Source organism: Thermoflexus hugenholtzii JAD2 (assembly GCF_900187885.1).
Taxonomy (GTDB): Bacteria; Chloroflexota; Anaerolineae; order Thermoflexales; family Thermoflexaceae; genus Thermoflexus; species Thermoflexus hugenholtzii.
The window spans coordinates 712-16,623 of sequence record NZ_FYEK01000012.1 but is presented as its reverse complement, the minus strand read 5'-3'; the positions used below and the strand labels follow the sequence as shown (position 1 = coordinate 16,623).

Annotated in this window: 13 protein-coding genes; 1 reads left to right on the top strand and 12 read right to left on the bottom strand. The window is 68.1% G+C overall.

All coding sequences use genetic code 11. The features are described 5' to 3' along the window. Nucleotides 1-13 precede the first annotated feature (13 nt). Entirely contained in the window at nucleotides 14-976 is a 963-nt protein-coding gene (gene corA / locus CFB18_RS03230) for a magnesium/cobalt transporter CorA (protein WP_088570372.1), read from the top strand. Nucleotides 977-988: 12 nt separating this feature from the next. Here the strand turns inward: corA and CFB18_RS03225 are convergent, their stop codons facing one another. The 12 genes from CFB18_RS03225 to CFB18_RS03180 form a co-directional block, all read right to left on the bottom strand. Further along, nucleotides 989-1,885 (bottom strand): nucleoside hydrolase, encoded by an 897-nt coding sequence (locus CFB18_RS03225; RefSeq protein ID WP_268808061.1) that lies wholly within the window; start codon nucleotides 1,883-1,885, stop codon nucleotides 989-991. Between the two features lie 103 nt (nucleotides 1,886-1,988). After that, complete coding sequence (locus tag CFB18_RS03220) at nucleotides 1,989-2,978, bottom strand: ABC transporter permease (protein WP_088570370.1); 990 nt, start codon at nucleotides 2,976-2,978, stop codon at nucleotides 1,989-1,991. Next, nucleotides 2,975-4,006: an ABC transporter permease gene (locus tag CFB18_RS03215; protein ID WP_088570369.1), complete on the bottom strand. Its 1,032-nt coding sequence runs from the start codon at nucleotides 4,004-4,006 to the stop codon at nucleotides 2,975-2,977. Before CFB18_RS03215 ends, CFB18_RS03220 begins: the two co-directional genes overlap by 4 nt. Next, nucleotides 4,006-5,511, bottom strand: a complete 1,506-nt coding sequence (locus CFB18_RS03210; RefSeq protein ID WP_200808060.1) for an ABC transporter ATP-binding protein — start codon at nucleotides 5,509-5,511, stop codon at nucleotides 4,006-4,008. The genes CFB18_RS03215 and CFB18_RS03210 overlap by 1 nt, the downstream gene beginning before the upstream one ends. 192 nt (nucleotides 5,512-5,703) lie before the next feature. Then, nucleotides 5,704-7,002, bottom strand: a complete 1,299-nt coding sequence (locus CFB18_RS03205; protein WP_088570367.1) for a BMP family lipoprotein — start codon at nucleotides 7,000-7,002, stop codon at nucleotides 5,704-5,706. 98 nt (nucleotides 7,003-7,100) lie between these two features. Then, complete coding sequence (locus CFB18_RS03200; protein WP_159461548.1) at nucleotides 7,101-8,450, bottom strand: MinD/ParA family ATP-binding protein; 1,350 nt, start codon at nucleotides 8,448-8,450, stop codon at nucleotides 7,101-7,103. Then, nucleotides 8,447-9,400, bottom strand: a complete 954-nt coding sequence (locus CFB18_RS15210; RefSeq protein WP_159461547.1) for an RcpC/CpaB family pilus assembly protein — start codon at nucleotides 9,398-9,400, stop codon at nucleotides 8,447-8,449. The genes CFB18_RS03200 and CFB18_RS15210 overlap by 4 nt, the downstream gene beginning before the upstream one ends. Before the next feature lie 51 nt (nucleotides 9,401-9,451). After that, nucleotides 9,452-12,868, bottom strand: a complete 3,417-nt coding sequence (locus CFB18_RS16180; protein WP_143597498.1) for an FtsK/SpoIIIE domain-containing protein — start codon at nucleotides 12,866-12,868, stop codon at nucleotides 9,452-9,454. Nucleotides 12,869-12,884: 16 nt separating this feature from the next. Continuing rightward, nucleotides 12,885-13,433, bottom strand: coding sequence for a hypothetical protein (locus CFB18_RS14895; protein WP_143597497.1), 549 nt, complete (start codon nucleotides 13,431-13,433; stop codon nucleotides 12,885-12,887). Next, entirely contained in the window at nucleotides 13,430-14,989 is a 1,560-nt protein-coding gene (locus CFB18_RS15545) for a hypothetical protein (RefSeq protein WP_200808059.1), read from the bottom strand. Before CFB18_RS15545 ends, CFB18_RS14895 begins: the two co-directional genes overlap by 4 nt. A gap of 69 nt (nucleotides 14,990-15,058) precedes the next feature. Further along, entirely contained in the window at nucleotides 15,059-15,505 is a 447-nt protein-coding gene (locus CFB18_RS03185; protein WP_088570364.1) for a hypothetical protein, read from the bottom strand. Between the two features lie 142 nt (nucleotides 15,506-15,647). After that, nucleotides 15,648-15,912: hypothetical protein (locus CFB18_RS03180; RefSeq protein WP_159461546.1), on the bottom strand; the 265-nt coding region annotated here is incomplete at its 5' end.

Genomic DNA, 15,912 nt, shown 5'->3' with positions numbered 1-15,912 from the left:
TGAGGATCCTCGCATGAGCATCCGTTGGGTGATCCCGGGGGGAGGCGCAGAGGTTTCAACGAGGGAGGAGGCCATCCCGGCCTTCCTCGCCCGCTCCGACGGCTTCCTCTGGTTGGACCTATGCCCCCCGGAGGAGGCGGATCGCCAGCGGCTCCGGGAGGCCTTCGGGTTCCATCCCCTGGCCCTGGAGGATGCCTTTCGGGCGCGGGAGCGGCCCAAGGTCGATGCCTACCCCGATCACTACTTCATCGCCTTTTACGCGGTGGGATATGAGACGGAGGACGGGCTGTCCCTCCGCCCCCTCCACATCTTCGCCGGCCCTCGCTATGTGGTCACCATCCGCTCCCAGCCGATCCCGGAGGTGGAGCAGGTCATCGCTCGCTGGCAGGGTCCGGAACGACAGCGGGTGCCCACGTCCGGGAGCGTGGTCTATGATCTCCTCGATGCCGTCGTGGACGGTTACTTCCCGGCCCTGGATCGGATCGCGGAGGAGGTGGAGGAGCTGGAGGAGCGGCTGTTTGCGGGAGGCGACGGCCGTCTGGTGGAGGCGATCTTCCAGGTGCGCAAGACCCTGCTGGAGCTACGCCGGGTGGTGGCCCCGGAGCGCGAGGTGATCAACCTTCTGCTGCGGCATGAGCTCCCCGTCTTCCGCCCGGAGGACATGGCCTACTTCCAGGACCTCTACGACCGGCTGGTCCGGCTGATCGAGAGCATCGATCTTTACCGGGATATGCTCTCAGGAGCTCTGGAGAGCTATCTCTCCCTCCAGTCCAATCGCCTGAACGAGATCGTCAAGGTCCTCACCATCGCCTCCATCATCCTGATGGCCGACGCCCTGGTGGCCGGGATCTACGGGATGAACTTTCGCTACATGCCAGAGCTGGAGTGGCCATGGGGGTATCCCATGGCCCTCCTGATGATGGCGGGGATCAGCGCCGGCCTGGCGCTCTTCTTCCGCCGGCGGGGCTGGCTGTGATGAGATCACGCGTCAACGCGCCCATGCCTCCAGCACGAAGGCGTAGAATCGCTCCACATCCACGTGCGTAGCGACCTGAACCCTGCGCCCACCGGGTCGGCGTCGGATCCGGCCCTGACTCCGGCCTTCGAGCTCCACCTCGATCTCCATGTCCTCAAAGGTGAACAGCTCCGGACGGGCCAGCCAAGCCGTGGTCAGGACATCCCACATGCGATATCCAGACCAGGCCACCGTCGCATAGGCCTGAGCGGCCAGGTCAGACAGAGGATAATGGCGCTGGCGGGCCAGACGCCGCACCAGGTCGGGGGTCACCGGGACTTTCTCCGTTACGTCCAGCGGAAACATACGAATCGGGATAGAGGAGCGAAGCACTTTTTGCACAGCTGGCGGATCCCAGTAGGCGTTCCACTCCGCGGTCCCATCATGGCCCGGCTCCAGGAGGGGATCCACATTCCCCGGCACATCCAGCGCGCCGCCCATCCAGAGCAGCTCTTCCACCGCATAGGCCAGCCCGGGCTCCTGGGCCAGCGCCTCGGCCAGATGGGTGAGAGGGCCGGTCACCAGCAAGGTCACCGGGCGCCGAGCCTCCTGTAGACGCCGGATCAGGAAAGCAGAGCCCTCCTCGGACGCGAGGGGGGGCCCCTCTCGATCCCGATCATTGAGACCCGGAAGAAGATCGAGGATGAAAGCATCTTTCCGGAAGAGGGCCGGGAATGGGTTCTGACCCCGAACCTGACTTCCAGCCACCGGGATCTCCGTTCGCTGTCGAAGAGCGAGGAGCTTTCGGGTTGCCGAGAGGGCGGGTTCGAGATAGCAATCCGCAGGCGTGACCAGGACCCCGATGACCTCCACATTCGGTATGGTGAGTAGAAGGGCCAGGGCCATGAGATCATCAACCCCTCCATCCATATCCATTCCATAAGCACCAGGCGGCTGGGAGGGGACATGGGCGCCTCCTTTGGGGGTTCTGGTTCGCGCGCCGATGGAAGCCAAGCGTGAGAACGTCAAAGAGCTATTCTCGCCGGTAAGGCTGTCCGATGGTGCGGGGGAACCGCCGGCGTCCGATCACCAGGGCGACGACGAGCAGGGTGGTGAGATAAGGGAGCATATTCACGAAATAGAAGGGGATCCGCTCTTTCACCCCGGGGGTGATGGCCACGGCGTGGGCGATCCCCTCGGTGAGGCCGAAGAGGAAAGCGGCCCCCAGCGCCAGCAGCGGCTCCAGGCCGGCGAACACCACGCAGGCCAGGGCGATGAAGCCCCGCCCGGCGGAGATCTCCTTGACCACCCCGCCGAACCACGCCAGGGGCATGAAGGCACCGCCCAGCCCGCAGAGCGCCCCGCCCAGGGTGCTCGTGAGCAGGCGGAGCCGATCCACGCGCACCCCGGCCACGTCCACAGCCTCCGGCCGCTCACCCACCGCCCGGATGCGAAAGCCGAGGACCGTGTGATGGAGCAGGACGTGCGCCAGGAAGGCGAGGAGGATAGTGAGCAAAGTGATCGGGCTGATCTGTCCCAAAGGGGTGATCCAGCGAGGGACCATCAGCTCTCGGGGAACGATATGAATTCCCGGGAACGCCCACAGGCTCATCAGGAGGTAAGGAGTGAAACCCATGGCGAACAGGTTCAGGCCTATGCCGGCGATGATTTGATCCGCGCGCCCATAGACGCTGAGCAAACCCAGGATGAAGCCGATGAGCCCCCCTGCGATCAGCCCGCCCAGCAGCCCGGCCGTCCCGCTTCCGAACTGTTCCGCCACCCACACCCCAACCACGGTGCAGATCAGCAGGATCCCCTCCAGACCGATGTTCACCACGCCTGCCTTCTCGTTCACGCACTCCCCGATCGCCGCCAGGGCGAGAGGGGTCATGGCCAGCAGGCCAGCCTCAAGCAGGGAAAGCGGCTCCAGCCCGACATGCTCCAGCCCATAGCCCAGGATCCCTAGGGCCAGAACGCCAAGGCCCAGCCATCCGATGCGCCGCCAGAGACCCTTCGCTTTCATCGAGACAGCCTCCTGCGGAGCATGGCCCACAGCTCCGGGATGGAGAGTGTGATGACGATCAGGCCGTTCACAGCACGGACCAGCTCGGAGACCACGCCGGCGTGGTATTCCATAAACCGGCCGCCGTGCTGAAGGGCTCCGAACAGGATGGCGGCCAGGATCCCCCCCAGGGGATGATTGCGGCCGACCAGGGCCACGCCGATGCCGTCGAAGCCCAGGGTGGCCACGTTTCCCAGTGTGGCATACAGGGACCATGCGGGGGGGCGGCCGATGATCTGACTGGCCCCGGCCAGGCCGGCAGCCAGGCCGCCGATCAGGAAGCTCCCCAGCAGGGCCTGACCGATCCGCACCCCTGCGTAGCGGGCTGCATCCGGGTTCTCGCCCACCAGGCGCAGCTCATACCCGAAGCGTGTTCCCCAGAGGAAGAAATAAACCGCCAAGCAGAATAGAACGGCGACGAAGATCACAGTGGTGAGAGTGGATCCCTCGGCCAGCACCGGGTAGCGCGCGGTGGGCAACGCCGGCCGGGTGCGCTCCGCTCGCCCGGGCTCGGCGAGATAGTAAATGGCCAGGTAAGTGACCAGATGGAAGGCGATCCAGTTGAACATGATGGTGGAGATCACCTCGTGGACCCCTCGCCAGATCTTCAGCAGGGCTGGGACGAGGGACCACAGGGCGCCACCGATCATCCCGGCCAGCGTGGCCACCGCGATGTGGATCCCTGGAGGGAGGGGGAGGAGGCTGGCCGCGAACACCGCGCTGATGGCTCCCACATACATCTGGCCTTCCGCCCCGATGTTGAAAAGACCTGCCCGCACGCCCACAGCGAAAGTGAGGGCGGTGAGCATCAGCGGGGTGGCGAAGGCCAGGGTCTCGAGGATATCGTGGGTGGTGCCGAAGGCGCCCTGGAAGAGAGCCTGGTAGGCCCTCAGGGGATCATACCGGAAGGGCAACATCAGGAGGCCTCCGGCGATCAGCCCGACCAGGATGGCCAGCGCGGATTCCAGCAACGGCCGTGCGCGGCCCATCACCGCTGCTCCTGAGGAAGGATACCCCCCATCAGCATGCCGATCTCTGTTCGGCTGAAGGCTTCCGCAGGACCTACACCGAGGAATTTCCCTTCATACATCACGGCGATCCGATCGCTCAGTTCCAGGATCTCATCCAGATCCGCGGAGATCAGAAGCACTGCCTTCCCCTGATCCCGCATCCGGATCAGCAGCTCCCGGATGTAAGCGGTGGAGGCCACATCCAGACCCCGCGTGGGGTGAACAGCAAGGATCAGGCGGGGCTCTTTGCTGAGCTCCCGCCCGACCACCAGCTTCTGCTGATTGCCTCCGCTCAGGTGGCGAGCGGTCGCCCGCACCCCTGGAGTGAGCACCTGGAACCGCTGCACCAGTTCGGCTGCGAAGGCGAGGATCCGGGGCCAATCCAGACGACCCCACCCCCGGAGGAAGAGGGCCTCCCATTGCCGACTCAGGATGCTGTTCTCCGCCACGTCGAAGTGGAGGGCCAGCCCGAACCGCAGGCGGTCCTCAGGGATATGGCTGATCCCCTGCCGGTAAGCCTCGATAGGGGCGAGCGGTGGCAACGGCTTCCCATCCAGGAGGATCTCTCCCCGTCGGATCGGCCGCAGCCCGCCCAGGGCCTGGGCCAGCTCGCTCTGGCCGTTTCCTTCCACCCCCGCGATCCCGAAGATCTCCCCGGCCCGCACCTCGAAGGAGACGCCCCTCACCGCCGGCACCCCCAGGTCGCCCATCACCTCCAGATCCCGCACAACCAGGATGGGCTCGCCCGGCGGGCGGGGCGAGCGGCTCACGCGGGGGACAACCGCGTGACCGACCATGCGCTCGGCCAGCAGCTCAGGGGTGGCCTTGTCCGCCTGCACCTCTCCGGTCACCAGGCCGTTCCGCAACACCACGATCCGATCGCAGATCTCCAGCACCTCCCGGAGTTTATGGGTGATGAAGACGATGGAACGGCCATCCTCCTTCAGACGCCTCATAAATTTGAAGAGCTCGTCTACCTCCAGAGGGGTGAGGGCCGATGTGGGCTCGTCCAGGATCAACACCCTCGTCCCTCGATACAGCACCTTCAGGATCTCCACCCGTTGCTGGACACCGATGGGGAGCAGCTCCACCGGGACATCCAGAGGGATGGATAATCCCACTTCCTCAAGCAAGCGCTCCACGCGGGGACGGGCTTGTTCTTTCCGAAGCCAGAGGGCCGAACCTTCTTGGCCCAGGAGGATGTTCTCCAAAGCGGTGTAGGGAGGGACCAGGGTGAAGATCTGATGGACCATGCCGATGCCTGCCCGAAGGGCATCTGAGGGGTTCCGGAAACGAACCGAGCGCCCCTCCAGCCGGATCTCCCCCTGTGTAGGGGGGAGGAGGCCGGAGAGGATTTTCATTAAAGTGGTTTTCCCAGCACCGTTCTCCCCCAGAAGCCCCACGATCTCCCCCCGATAGAGACGGAAGTCCACCCCTCGTAGCGCCACCGTCCCATCGGGATAGACTTTGTGAATCCCCCTCATTTCAATGAAAGGTTCCATCGGCGATCCGAAACGCAGAGGATCGAATCAGGAGCCATCCTGCACGCGGAGGGTGTGGAGAGCTCTCCCCACACCTTCGAACACCCTCCTATTCTTGTGGAAAAGGGGTGCGGGCAGCTCCCTGGCCGGCCCGCACCCGATTCACAGGTTCACTTCAGGAGCACCGGTGAAAGATCACCCCAGTTCCTCCCGCCACTTCTTGATCTCCTCCTCCGTCATCACCATAGGAACCTGGACCTCGCCGTTGCGGATCATCCGCTCCAGCTCCGCCACGGCCTCCCACATCCAGGCAGGCTGAGCGTCCCGCATGGCCTTCACCCGACGGCGGATCTCATCCGGGGACGCGGGGAGGACTTTCTTCCCAGTCAGCTTCTCCGCCGTCTCCCCCATTCGGATAAACTCGTCCAGATCTGCCAGGGTGCTGACGGAGATCCCTTCCATCAGCTCGCCGTCCACCCGGGTGCCGATGCCCAGGACCAGGACGCCTTTGTTCCGCTGCACGATGTCCCGGAACTTCTTATCCAGGACCAGCTTGGTGGCATAGTAAACACCTTTGTCGACGCGCTTCATCATGCTGGCGATGACAAAGCCCGGATTGATCCAGTCCTGGTTGGCATCGACGCCAATCCAGAAAGGCGGGCCGCTCTGAAGGCCCTTGGCGCGGGCGATCTCCTCCACAGCCTGGTTGATGCCCAGGCCCAGCGGCCCGGCGATGTTGTAGACCGCCACGGCATCCCGGGCATACATCGCCTTGGCGGCTTCATAGCCCTTGGTGATGTCGCTGAAGGTGCCCGTGTAGGTCCAGAGCACGAAGTCCTTAGTGTAGGGGAAGGCCTTGTCCGGCTTGTTCCGGGCCAGCCACTCCGTGGCCCAGCGCGCGCCCCACTTGTAGCCGATCTCGAACTTCCAGAGGACCGGGATCTCGATGCCGAACACCCCGCCGATGTGCGGCTTCTTGTATTCGGCAGCCAGGAAGGTGGCCAGGGCACCAACCAGGGCGCTCCCCTTATGCTCCTCGTAGACCACATCCATCAGATTAGGGAGCGGATACTCATTGGGGTATTTCTGTTGGATGATGGACTGAGCGAAGGTATCGATGCCGACGAAGTTCTTGTCGGGGAATTTACGGGCGACTTCCGCGAGGGCATCGCTCAGCAGGAAACCCACCCCCACGATGAGCTGCACATCGGGATCCCGGGCGGCGGTGGTCAGGTTGGGGACGTAATCGGCTTCCACCTTGCTGATCACCTCGACGACTTCGATCCCGAAGTCCCGCTTGGCATCGTCGCCGCCCTTAAAGGCCATGTCGTTGAAGCTGAGATCCCCCCGCCCCCCGATGTCGGAGACGATGGCGATCTTGATGGGCTTAGGGGTCGGTGCCGCCGGTGTGGGAGCAGGCCCTGCCGGAGCACAAGCCCCCAGAACCAACCCCAGGAGCCCCAGCGCCGTCAGAAAGGTACGCCCACGGCCCATGGCAGCGCTCCTTTCTTTTAAAGGGCAAAACCGCGCACCAAATTAACGCTTCATGTTTCATTATCTATGGACCTCGATTTCTGTCAAACGACCCACCGTCACCGGCGCCACGGGAGCCGTAGGCCGCCGCGGGGCTCGGAGCGGGAGGAGGCGGCCTGGGCAATGGCCGGAAAGAACTCCGCCAGCATGCCTCGCAAAGCCTCGGCGAACGAAGCCGTCTCCGCCGCGTATCGGCCCTGGGTGAGGGCCTGGAGCGCCGCCAGGAACTCCACCCCCAGCCTCAGGTTGGCCTGAGCGCGGGCGACGTCCACATCCAGCAGCGGCAGGACCCGAACGGGAAGCGCCCGGGGCAGCCGCTGACGAAGGATGGCCTCCACATGATCTCGCAGGCGGCTCACCAGCAGATCCCCGCTCTCCGCGCGCACCTTGTTGAACACCACGCGGATCCGCTCGAAGGCCGCAGGCCCGGCCATCCGATACACCGCCGCCAGCCAGGAGGCCCCGGCGATCAGTCCGGTGTCCTCTGGCTCCAGGACAATGAACAGTACATCCGCGATGTTGAGGGCGCGAAGGGAAAGGGGGCTCAACAGGTTGTTGCCCGAGTCCAGGATCACCGTGTAGCCCTCGCTCGCCGCCCGGCGCACCCCGAACTCCAACCAGTCCGCCGCCCGGGCCATCAGCGGGCCGGAGCGCTCCCCCAGGATCTGGTCCACCACCAGGACCCCCGCCGTCAGGCGAAGGTCCCAGCGCACACCCTTCGGAGAAGGCACCGAGGTCCAGAAAGTCGGCACGTGAGCGCCCGGCTGGAAGATCCCGGGGGAGGCCGCCGGCGGCGGCCCGGCCGCGGCCAGGTCCACCACGGAGTAGACCGTGCTCTCCTCCCCCAGACGGAAGAAATCCACCATGTTGCCCCGGGTGTCGGACTCCGCGTCGAACACCCAGATGGGGACGCCCAGGGCGGCCAGCAGGGCTGCGGCGTTGGCGGCGAGGGAGGATTTCCCGGTCCCTCCTTTGGGGCCGCCGAAGCCGATCACCCGGGGGGCCGTCCCCACGATCACCGGGCCCCGGTAGAGCTGCTGCAGATAGCGCGCCCGATCCCCAGCCCGGGCTTGCTCCACCAGCTGGCTCAGCCGGCTTGCGAGCTCCTCTGCCGCGCGCTCCGGGGAAAGTATGGGGAACTTCTGCGCCTCCGCCCAGGCGAACCACGGATCTCCTGCGGAGGCCACCGCTACCACAGCGGCGCCGGTGTCTTTCAGCACCCGTTCCACCGTCATGATCTCCATCCCGGTCTCCGAGGCCACCACCACCAGCAGCTCGGGATGGAACCCGATGAGGATCTCCGGGGGTTGCTGACCGGGCAACGGGATCGCCTCGTGGCCCAGGGCAGCGAGCCGGTTGGCGATCGAACCGGCGATCCCAGTGAGGTTCCCCAGCACCACGACCTTCATGGTGCACCTCCGCTCGGCTTCGTCGGCAGGGTGGAGGAGATCGGGAGGAAGAAGGCCGGCGGCCCCGCCTCCGCCCGCCCGGATCGGACCCACTCCTCCAGGTCCCACTCGGAGAAGGCGGAGGAAGGGAGGATCTCCGCCCGGGCGCACGGCGGCGCCAGCAGCAGATGCACCTGCTCCGCGGACCCCAGGGCGTAAGCGATCCCTTCCGCCGCGGTCTCCGGAATGGCGACCAGCATCTGGGGGGACCCGCCGGAGGATACGGAAGCGCTCGCCCCGCCTCCGCCGACGGCCCCCGCTTCCGGCCTCGCCGGCGGTGCGCTGATCCCCAGCACCGAGCGCACCACCACCCGGGCGATCCATTTCGCCAGGGGACGGGTCGGTGTGGTGATGGATACCGTGGCTGTAAGAGGAACCACGGATGGGACCATCTCAGCTGGCGCCTCGGCTCTCTCTGGGGTCGGCGAGATCGCCCGGCCCGAGGCCTCGCTGGACTCTCGGAAGAAAGCGACGAGGTCGAGGCAGTCCCCAGGGCGCAAGGCAGCCACAGGCGGTCCGCTGATCCGCCCTCCAACCGGCAGGACCATGAGCCGCTCCCCCTCCTGGAGGATGGTCGAGAGGCGGCCCGGCGCGGTGATCTGGCGGGGCGGGACGATGGCGGTCCGTGGGACCATGGCCCCTGCCGGGACGAACATCACCACCATCCCTCCGACCAGCCCCCGCATCTCCTCTTCGCGGATCATCCCGGAGAGGGCGGGGCTCTCATAGGCCGTGACCGTCCGCAAATCCCCTTCCTGGATCACCCGGCCTGGGTGCAGAGGGATCGCGGCGACCGCCACCGACACCGTCCGGGGGACGCCCATGGTCGCGAACGTGCGGGCGATCATCGCCACGAACAAGGCCAGTCCGACTCCGATTAACAGGGGAAGCATCTGTCGGATCCTTCGCATCGTTTCCTCCACGGTCTCGAATTCCGTGGCGGGGGGGACTCCAAACGCTTGCTATTCGCCCAATGGGAGCAACACCCATTCGCCCTCCCCGGGGGCGCTCAGCCAGGCCAGTCCGGGATGATCCGCCGCAATGGGCGGTTGGGAGGGGCGCTCCTCCGGGGAGCGGCTCAGCGTCCAGGCCCGCAGCTCCAGTCGCTCCCGCCCGACCAGCACGTAAGCGCCCCAGCGGGGCCGACGAAGGGCAGGCGGGATCTCCCCGGTATAACCCAGGCGCATCCGGAAGGCGTCGGTATCCGGAAGGACCGCCAACCAGGGGATCCCCTCCGCTTCCAGACGCCCCAACTCCTCCAGCAAACTCTGCGGATCCTGGAGGCACTTCAACGCAGGGATCTCCTCCAGATCCCCCTCCGGATCCCAGGCCCGAAGGGCGATCCCGGCGCCCGCCACGCGGGACAGGGAACGCCGCAAGAGATCCAGGGCCGCCACCAGCTCGGGCGCGATGCGCAACGCCGGGCGGCGGCTGGAGAGCAGGACGCCTATGGGCTCCAGGTCGAGATCGCGCCAGCCCAGGGGCCACCACCATCCGCCTTCCGTCCGAGTGGGAGGCGGGAGCTCTGACCATCGCCCGGGCCAGGAGCGGGCCAGCGGCGGAGCGGGAGGAGGGGGCGGTCCCATGGCCCGTCGCAACCGGATCTCCCGTCCCCTCTCTCCATCGGCCAGCCAGCCCTGAAAGGGCCCCTCCGGGATTGGGTGTCGCCCCACAAGGGCCTCCCACTCTGGGGGATCCAGCGCGAGGAACACCCGCACTGCCGGGCGGCCTCTCAAGGGACGCAAGGGGAGCTCGCGGCGGGAGGCCGTCCAGATCCACAGCTCCGGCCGTCCCGTCAGGCCCTCCAGCCCCGGCTCCAGTTCCCCCATCGCCGCCTCCGGGATCCGCTCCATGGCATCCAAGATGAGAACAGTCGGAGAGGGATCGATGGAGAGCCCTCGAAGCAGCCGGCGGAGCCCTTCCCGATCCTCCGGGAGAACGCGAAGGGCCCACGGACACTCCTTCCATCGGCCATCTCCATCCACCACCGCCACCCGCCGGCCGGCCCGGGCCGCCGCCGCGGCCGCCGCCATCAGGGCCGCCGTCTTCCCGGTCCCCGCCTGCCCCACCAGCCGCCAGTCCGGCGCGGAAGGGGTGAGGAAGACCCAGCGGATCTCCCCGGCCTCCGGGTAGTCCGCCACCCCGATCCCGATCCGATCGGCCCCTTCCCCCTCCGGGAAGCCCGGATCGGCCGGCAGCGGCGGCGGGGCAAGTGGCGGGGCCGGACGGTCCATCCGGGCGAGCGCCTCCACCAGGATGTCCAGGTCCCGCCGCCCGTCCCCACCCTGGACCTCCCGACGCAGCCGCCGGGCGGGATCGGCGGGGTCCATCCAAAGGATCTCCTGGGCCCCCAGGCTGCGCCCGGAGGCGTAGGCCACCCGGATCCGCCGGAACACCTCATTTTGGCCCACCTGGACGAAGGCCCACCCCGATCCGACCAGATAGGCGGCGTCCGGCCGCCCGATCACCGCGGCGGATTCATCCGGGGTTTCGCAGCGCAGGGCGATCCGCACCCGAAGATTGGCCCGCAGCTCGGCGGGCACCGCGCTCCCCAGCCGCTGGGTGGCCAGCACCAGGTGCATCCCGAGACTCCGGCCCAGCCGGGCCAGGCGGATCATGCGGGCCATCCCGTCCGGGATCGCCTCCAGCATCTCGGCGAACTCGTCGGCCATCACCACCAGATGCGGCAGCCCGATCTGGTCCGCGTGGTCCGCCCCCCGCGCCGCCAGGAGCCGCTGCCGCCGGTCCAGCTCCCCCTCCAGGGTCCGCAGCGCCCGGGCCGCCTCCCGGGCGTCCAGGTTGGAGAGCAGCCCCGCGCAGTGGGGCAGCCGCTCCAGGGGCGCGAAGGCCCCGCCCCCTTTGAAGTCGATGAACAGCAGCTGCACCCGCTCCGGAGGAAAGTGGAGGGCCAGCGCCAGGGCCAGGGTGCGCAGGGCCTCGCTTTTGCCGGACCCGGTGGTCCCGATCACCATCGCGTGGGGGCCATGGGCGCGATCGTGGAGATCCAGGACGAAGGGCTCCCCGCTTTCCTCCGTTCCGAGCGGGACCGCCAGAGAGGGGGTCTTTGTGTGAAGGACTCGGAGGCGCCGGATGTCCTCCGGCGCCGTCTCCCGCTCCCGGATCCCCCACAGGGCGGGGGCTGACACCGGACGGGGCGAGGGGCGCATGCCCATCGGACGCAGCGAGGCCAGCCGCTGGGCGAGGGCCTCCGCGTGCTCCGTGGTCAGAAAAGGACCTGGATCCCGCCCCTCCTGCGGCCCTCCATCCCGACGGGAGATCCAGATCCCACCCCCGGGGAACAGGACAGCCTCGGTCCGCACTTCCCCCGGAACCGGTTCCCCCGGCGAAAGGATCAAAACCGGATGAATGCCCCGGACAGGACCCTCCCGGAGCAACTCCCCCAAACGGGGATCGCCCAGCGCGTCCGCGTCCAGCAACAGAAAGATGTGAGGGAGGATCCCTTCTCCCCGTCCCCGTCGGCGATAGAACTCTTCGAAGATCCGCTCCCGGACCGCGGTGGGCCCATCCGCCCATCCCTCCCGTTCCTCTCCCGTGTGGGGCAACCAGCGCAGGAAGGACCACTCCGGATCGGCGAGGGCCGCGAAGAGCCCCACCTCGCTGGGGGAATGGGTAAGCGCCACCTCCAGGAGGATCCGCCGGAGGGTTCCCTCCTGTCCCGGGAAAACCCGAAGGACCACCGGACGGCGCAAGTCCAGCCCGAGAGGCACCTCCCGGTGCATTTCGGCGACCGACCGGACAGCGTGAGCGGCTCCTCGCAACGGTGGCGGCGCCTCCTCAGGGTCGGGCAAGGTCCAGCGCCCTTGAGGGGGACGGATTGATTCGGTCGTAAGCCCCAGCCGAACGTGCAGGAAATCGGGATCCTCCGGCCGGCGGAACCAGAGATCGGATCCGCTTCGCAGCCGGGCCTCTAGGTCCTCCCATGGGGGGAAGAGCGTGCGCTCCCAAGCCTCCATCGCCTGACGCCACGCCTCCACCCCTTCGAGGAAACGCCGGAGCCGACGCTCGGAGCGAGCCAAAGTCTCCTGAAGCTCCCGGCGGTATCGGGAGAGGCTCCACCGGTGCTGGATCTCGGCGGCCAGGAAGGAGGAGCCCAGGGCCAGAGGAAGGAAGAGCAACGAGAGCCAGCCCGATCGCATCCCGGTCAGCGGGCCGACCAGCCCGTAAACCAGGGCCATCAACGCCCAGGGGGCGTGGAGGTAGAAAGGCGGCCGCTCGGGCGCCCGGGGCACTGAAGGGAGCTCCGGAGGATCCGGGAGGCCCATCGGGGCCGCCGGCAGCCGCCGCAACCCCGGCCAGATCCGCTGCACCGGAGCCTCCGGGTCCAGCACCTCTTTCCCGTCCCGCTCGATCCATCCCATTCGGAACGTGCTCCGCTCAGGAGGTCCGTCGCGGCAGCGGAAGGAGGATCGGAAACCGCCGCGGGGCGCGCCGGGGCGCAAAGGTTCGGATCTCCGGTGCCAGCCACCAGCGCTCCGTGGGCGGGACCGCCAGGCCCGGCTCCGCCGCCATCCGGGCCCGCCGCAGCCGCTCCGCCGCCCACCGGTCCCCGGTGGTGAGCGCATCCAGGGCGATCCCCTCCCCGCGCATCGGGAGATGCGGCGAAAGGATCCAGGCCCGCCCGTCCGCGATCACCCGGAAGGAGGGGCTTCCCGGAAGCGGCGTCACCTCCTGCACCCGCACCCCCTCCATCCCGGCCCGGGCCAGCAGATCCGCCAGATATGCCTGCAGGTCCTCCGGCGGTCGGATCTGCTGGGCCTCCGCTTCTCGGCGGTGGGCCAGCTCCTGCAGCGCCCAGGCCTCCAGCGCCTCCCGGATCCGTCGGGTCTCCCGGGCGTTCCGGGCCCAGCCCCAGGTCGTGACCAGCCCCAACCAGGCAAAGCCCGCGATCAGGATCGTTCCCAGGATCAGATCTCCCTCGGTCATCGCGCTCCTCCTTCCTCCAAAAACTTCGCCAGCCCTTCCAGGCGCGCCGCCAGCCGCCGCAGCTCCCGCGCCCAGGGGTTGAAGGCCCAGGAAAGCGAAAGAAGCAGCATCCCGACCCCCAGCCCCAGCAGCCACAGGGGCCGCCGCAGGGGCTGCACCCCGAACACCACCCCATCGGCCACCGTCAGCCGCCCCCGGACCGGAAGGCGCAGCAGCGCGGCCTTTGAGGCAAGCGGCAGCGGGAAGCGTCCATCGGGACCGGTGACCCGGATCTGATCGCCCACCTGCACCACGGCCCCCGGGATCCCGGGCTCCTCCGGCTCCGGGCGGCCGTCCCCATCCCGGTCCAGGAAGACCATCCCCCAGACCCAGGCCGGGGTCGGGGTGGGAGCCGGCGAAGGCGTCGGCGTGGGCGTTGGAGCGGGCGTCCGGGTGGGCGTGGCGGTCGGGACCGGCGTCTCCGTCGGCGGCGAAGGCGAAGGCGTCGGCGTGCGGGTCGGCCGGATCCGGGTGGCGGTGGGCGTGAAGGTCGGCGTCCCCGTCGGCGTGGGAGCAGGCGGCGGAGGCGGCATCGCCGTCGCGGTGGAGGTTGGCATCGGCGTCGGCGTGGATGTGGGCGTCGGTGTGGGTGTGGGCGTGGGTGTGTTCGTCGGCGTAGGCGTCGGCGTAGCGGTCGGCGTGGGCGTGAAGGTCGGCGTAGGAGTCCGCGTGTCCGTGGGCGTGGGGGTAGGGGTAGGCGTGTTCGTCGGCGTGGGCGTCGCCGTCTCCGTGGGGGTGGGCGTGAAGGTCGGCGTCGGCGACGGCGTGGGCGTGAAGGTGGGTGTGGGAGCCACGTAGGTCTGGATCCGCAGGTCGTCCACGTGCAGATCCGTCCAGTTCCCCCAGAACTGCTGCTCCCGGTAGTTGCCGAACCAGACCAGCCGCGGCCGGAAGGCCCCGCTCCCGCTTCCCACAGGGTTTCCGTCCACGAAGGCCGTCCAGGTCCCATCCGGCTGGACCTCCACCCGCAGCGTGTGCCAGCCGGTGTCCGCGGCGTTCACGCGAAACACCTCCACCCCGAAGACGGAGATCCCCAGCCGGGGCGGGACGGTCCCGCCGCCCCCCGCCCCGATCCCCAGGGCGTCCCCCCAGTCCGGATGGGGCTCCGGCTTGCATTCGATGAAGCGCTGCGCGCTCCAGGCTCCCGACCCCATTCCGATGAACACCCCGTAGTCCGTGTACTGGGGGAACCGGAAGCGGAGCTCGAAGGCCCAGGGCGCGCCGGCGGGCAGCGCATCGAACAGCCCCTCCCGCCCCACCAGGGGGAAGGTCACCCCGCCGTCCTGGGCCAGGCGCAGCACGGAAGCGCCGCCGTCGCCGAAGCCGAAGCGGATCTCTCCGGGCCAGGCGTTGCCGTCCAGGGGAGGCTGGCCGTAGCAGGCGTCCGGATCGTCCCCGGAGGCCGAGACGCTCCACCCGGTGTTCCCGCCGAAGTCGTCAAAGAACACATCGACCCAGCCCGACTGGGCCCGGGCGGAGAAGAGGGATCCTAGGAGCAACCCACCGATCCCAGCCATAAAAAGGAAGACCCTCCTGGGCGCAATGACTCTAAACATCTCCCGTTCGCTCCACCCGTCCTGAGGCCTTTATCCCCCCAGGGCGATCCAAGTTAGAGCAGCCGCCAGCGCCCAGCCGGCGGTCGGGGCGGACATCGGGACGCGCACGCGTGGGGCGAGCCCCGCCTGCCATCCCCAGCCCATCCGCCAGGCCCGCAGGCGGGCCAGCACCACCAGGGCCGCCAGCCCCGCCGCCGAAGGCCCGATCCCTCCTGCCGCCGCCAGCCCCATCCAGACCTTGGCGTCCCCCGCGCCGACCCCGCCGGCCCGCCAGCCCAGGAAGAAGGCCGGCCACAGGATCAGGCCCGTCAGATCCTGGGCCATCAGGGCCAATCCCAGCCCGACCCCCAACACTGTGAGGGCGATCGGGGCTGGGATCCGCCCCTCCGGCTGATCCCACCGCCGATCCACCCAGAGCATCCCGGGGACCATCACCGCGAGGAACGCCACGCGTATGCTCTCGCTCAGCTCGCTCATCCGGGGACAGCTCCGCTTACGGTGAGTTCCCGTTCAGGTAGCCGCCGCAGGTGGGGTCGGAGCAGACGACCCCCTGGCCCTCCCGCATCGCCAGGGGCAGCCACAGCCAGGGGATGTTCCCCCGCCATACCAGCGGAATCCACTACACCTTCCCCTCCGGCCCCTGCACCCGCCCCCGATCCGGATGCAGATACGCATAGGGTCGACCGAAGGGATCCAGGGTGAGATCCAGGACCCCCTCCCGCTCCTCGGCCACCCATTCCTTGCGCTCCACGAAGGTCTCCGTCCGGCTCTTGCCCGGCCGAAGGGTTCTTGTCCAGCAGTCCCACTCCTCCCACCGCTCCCGGGGCAGGGGCTCACAATCCGTCCGGGTCCCGATGACATCCCGCACGGTCTTTTTGTCGATC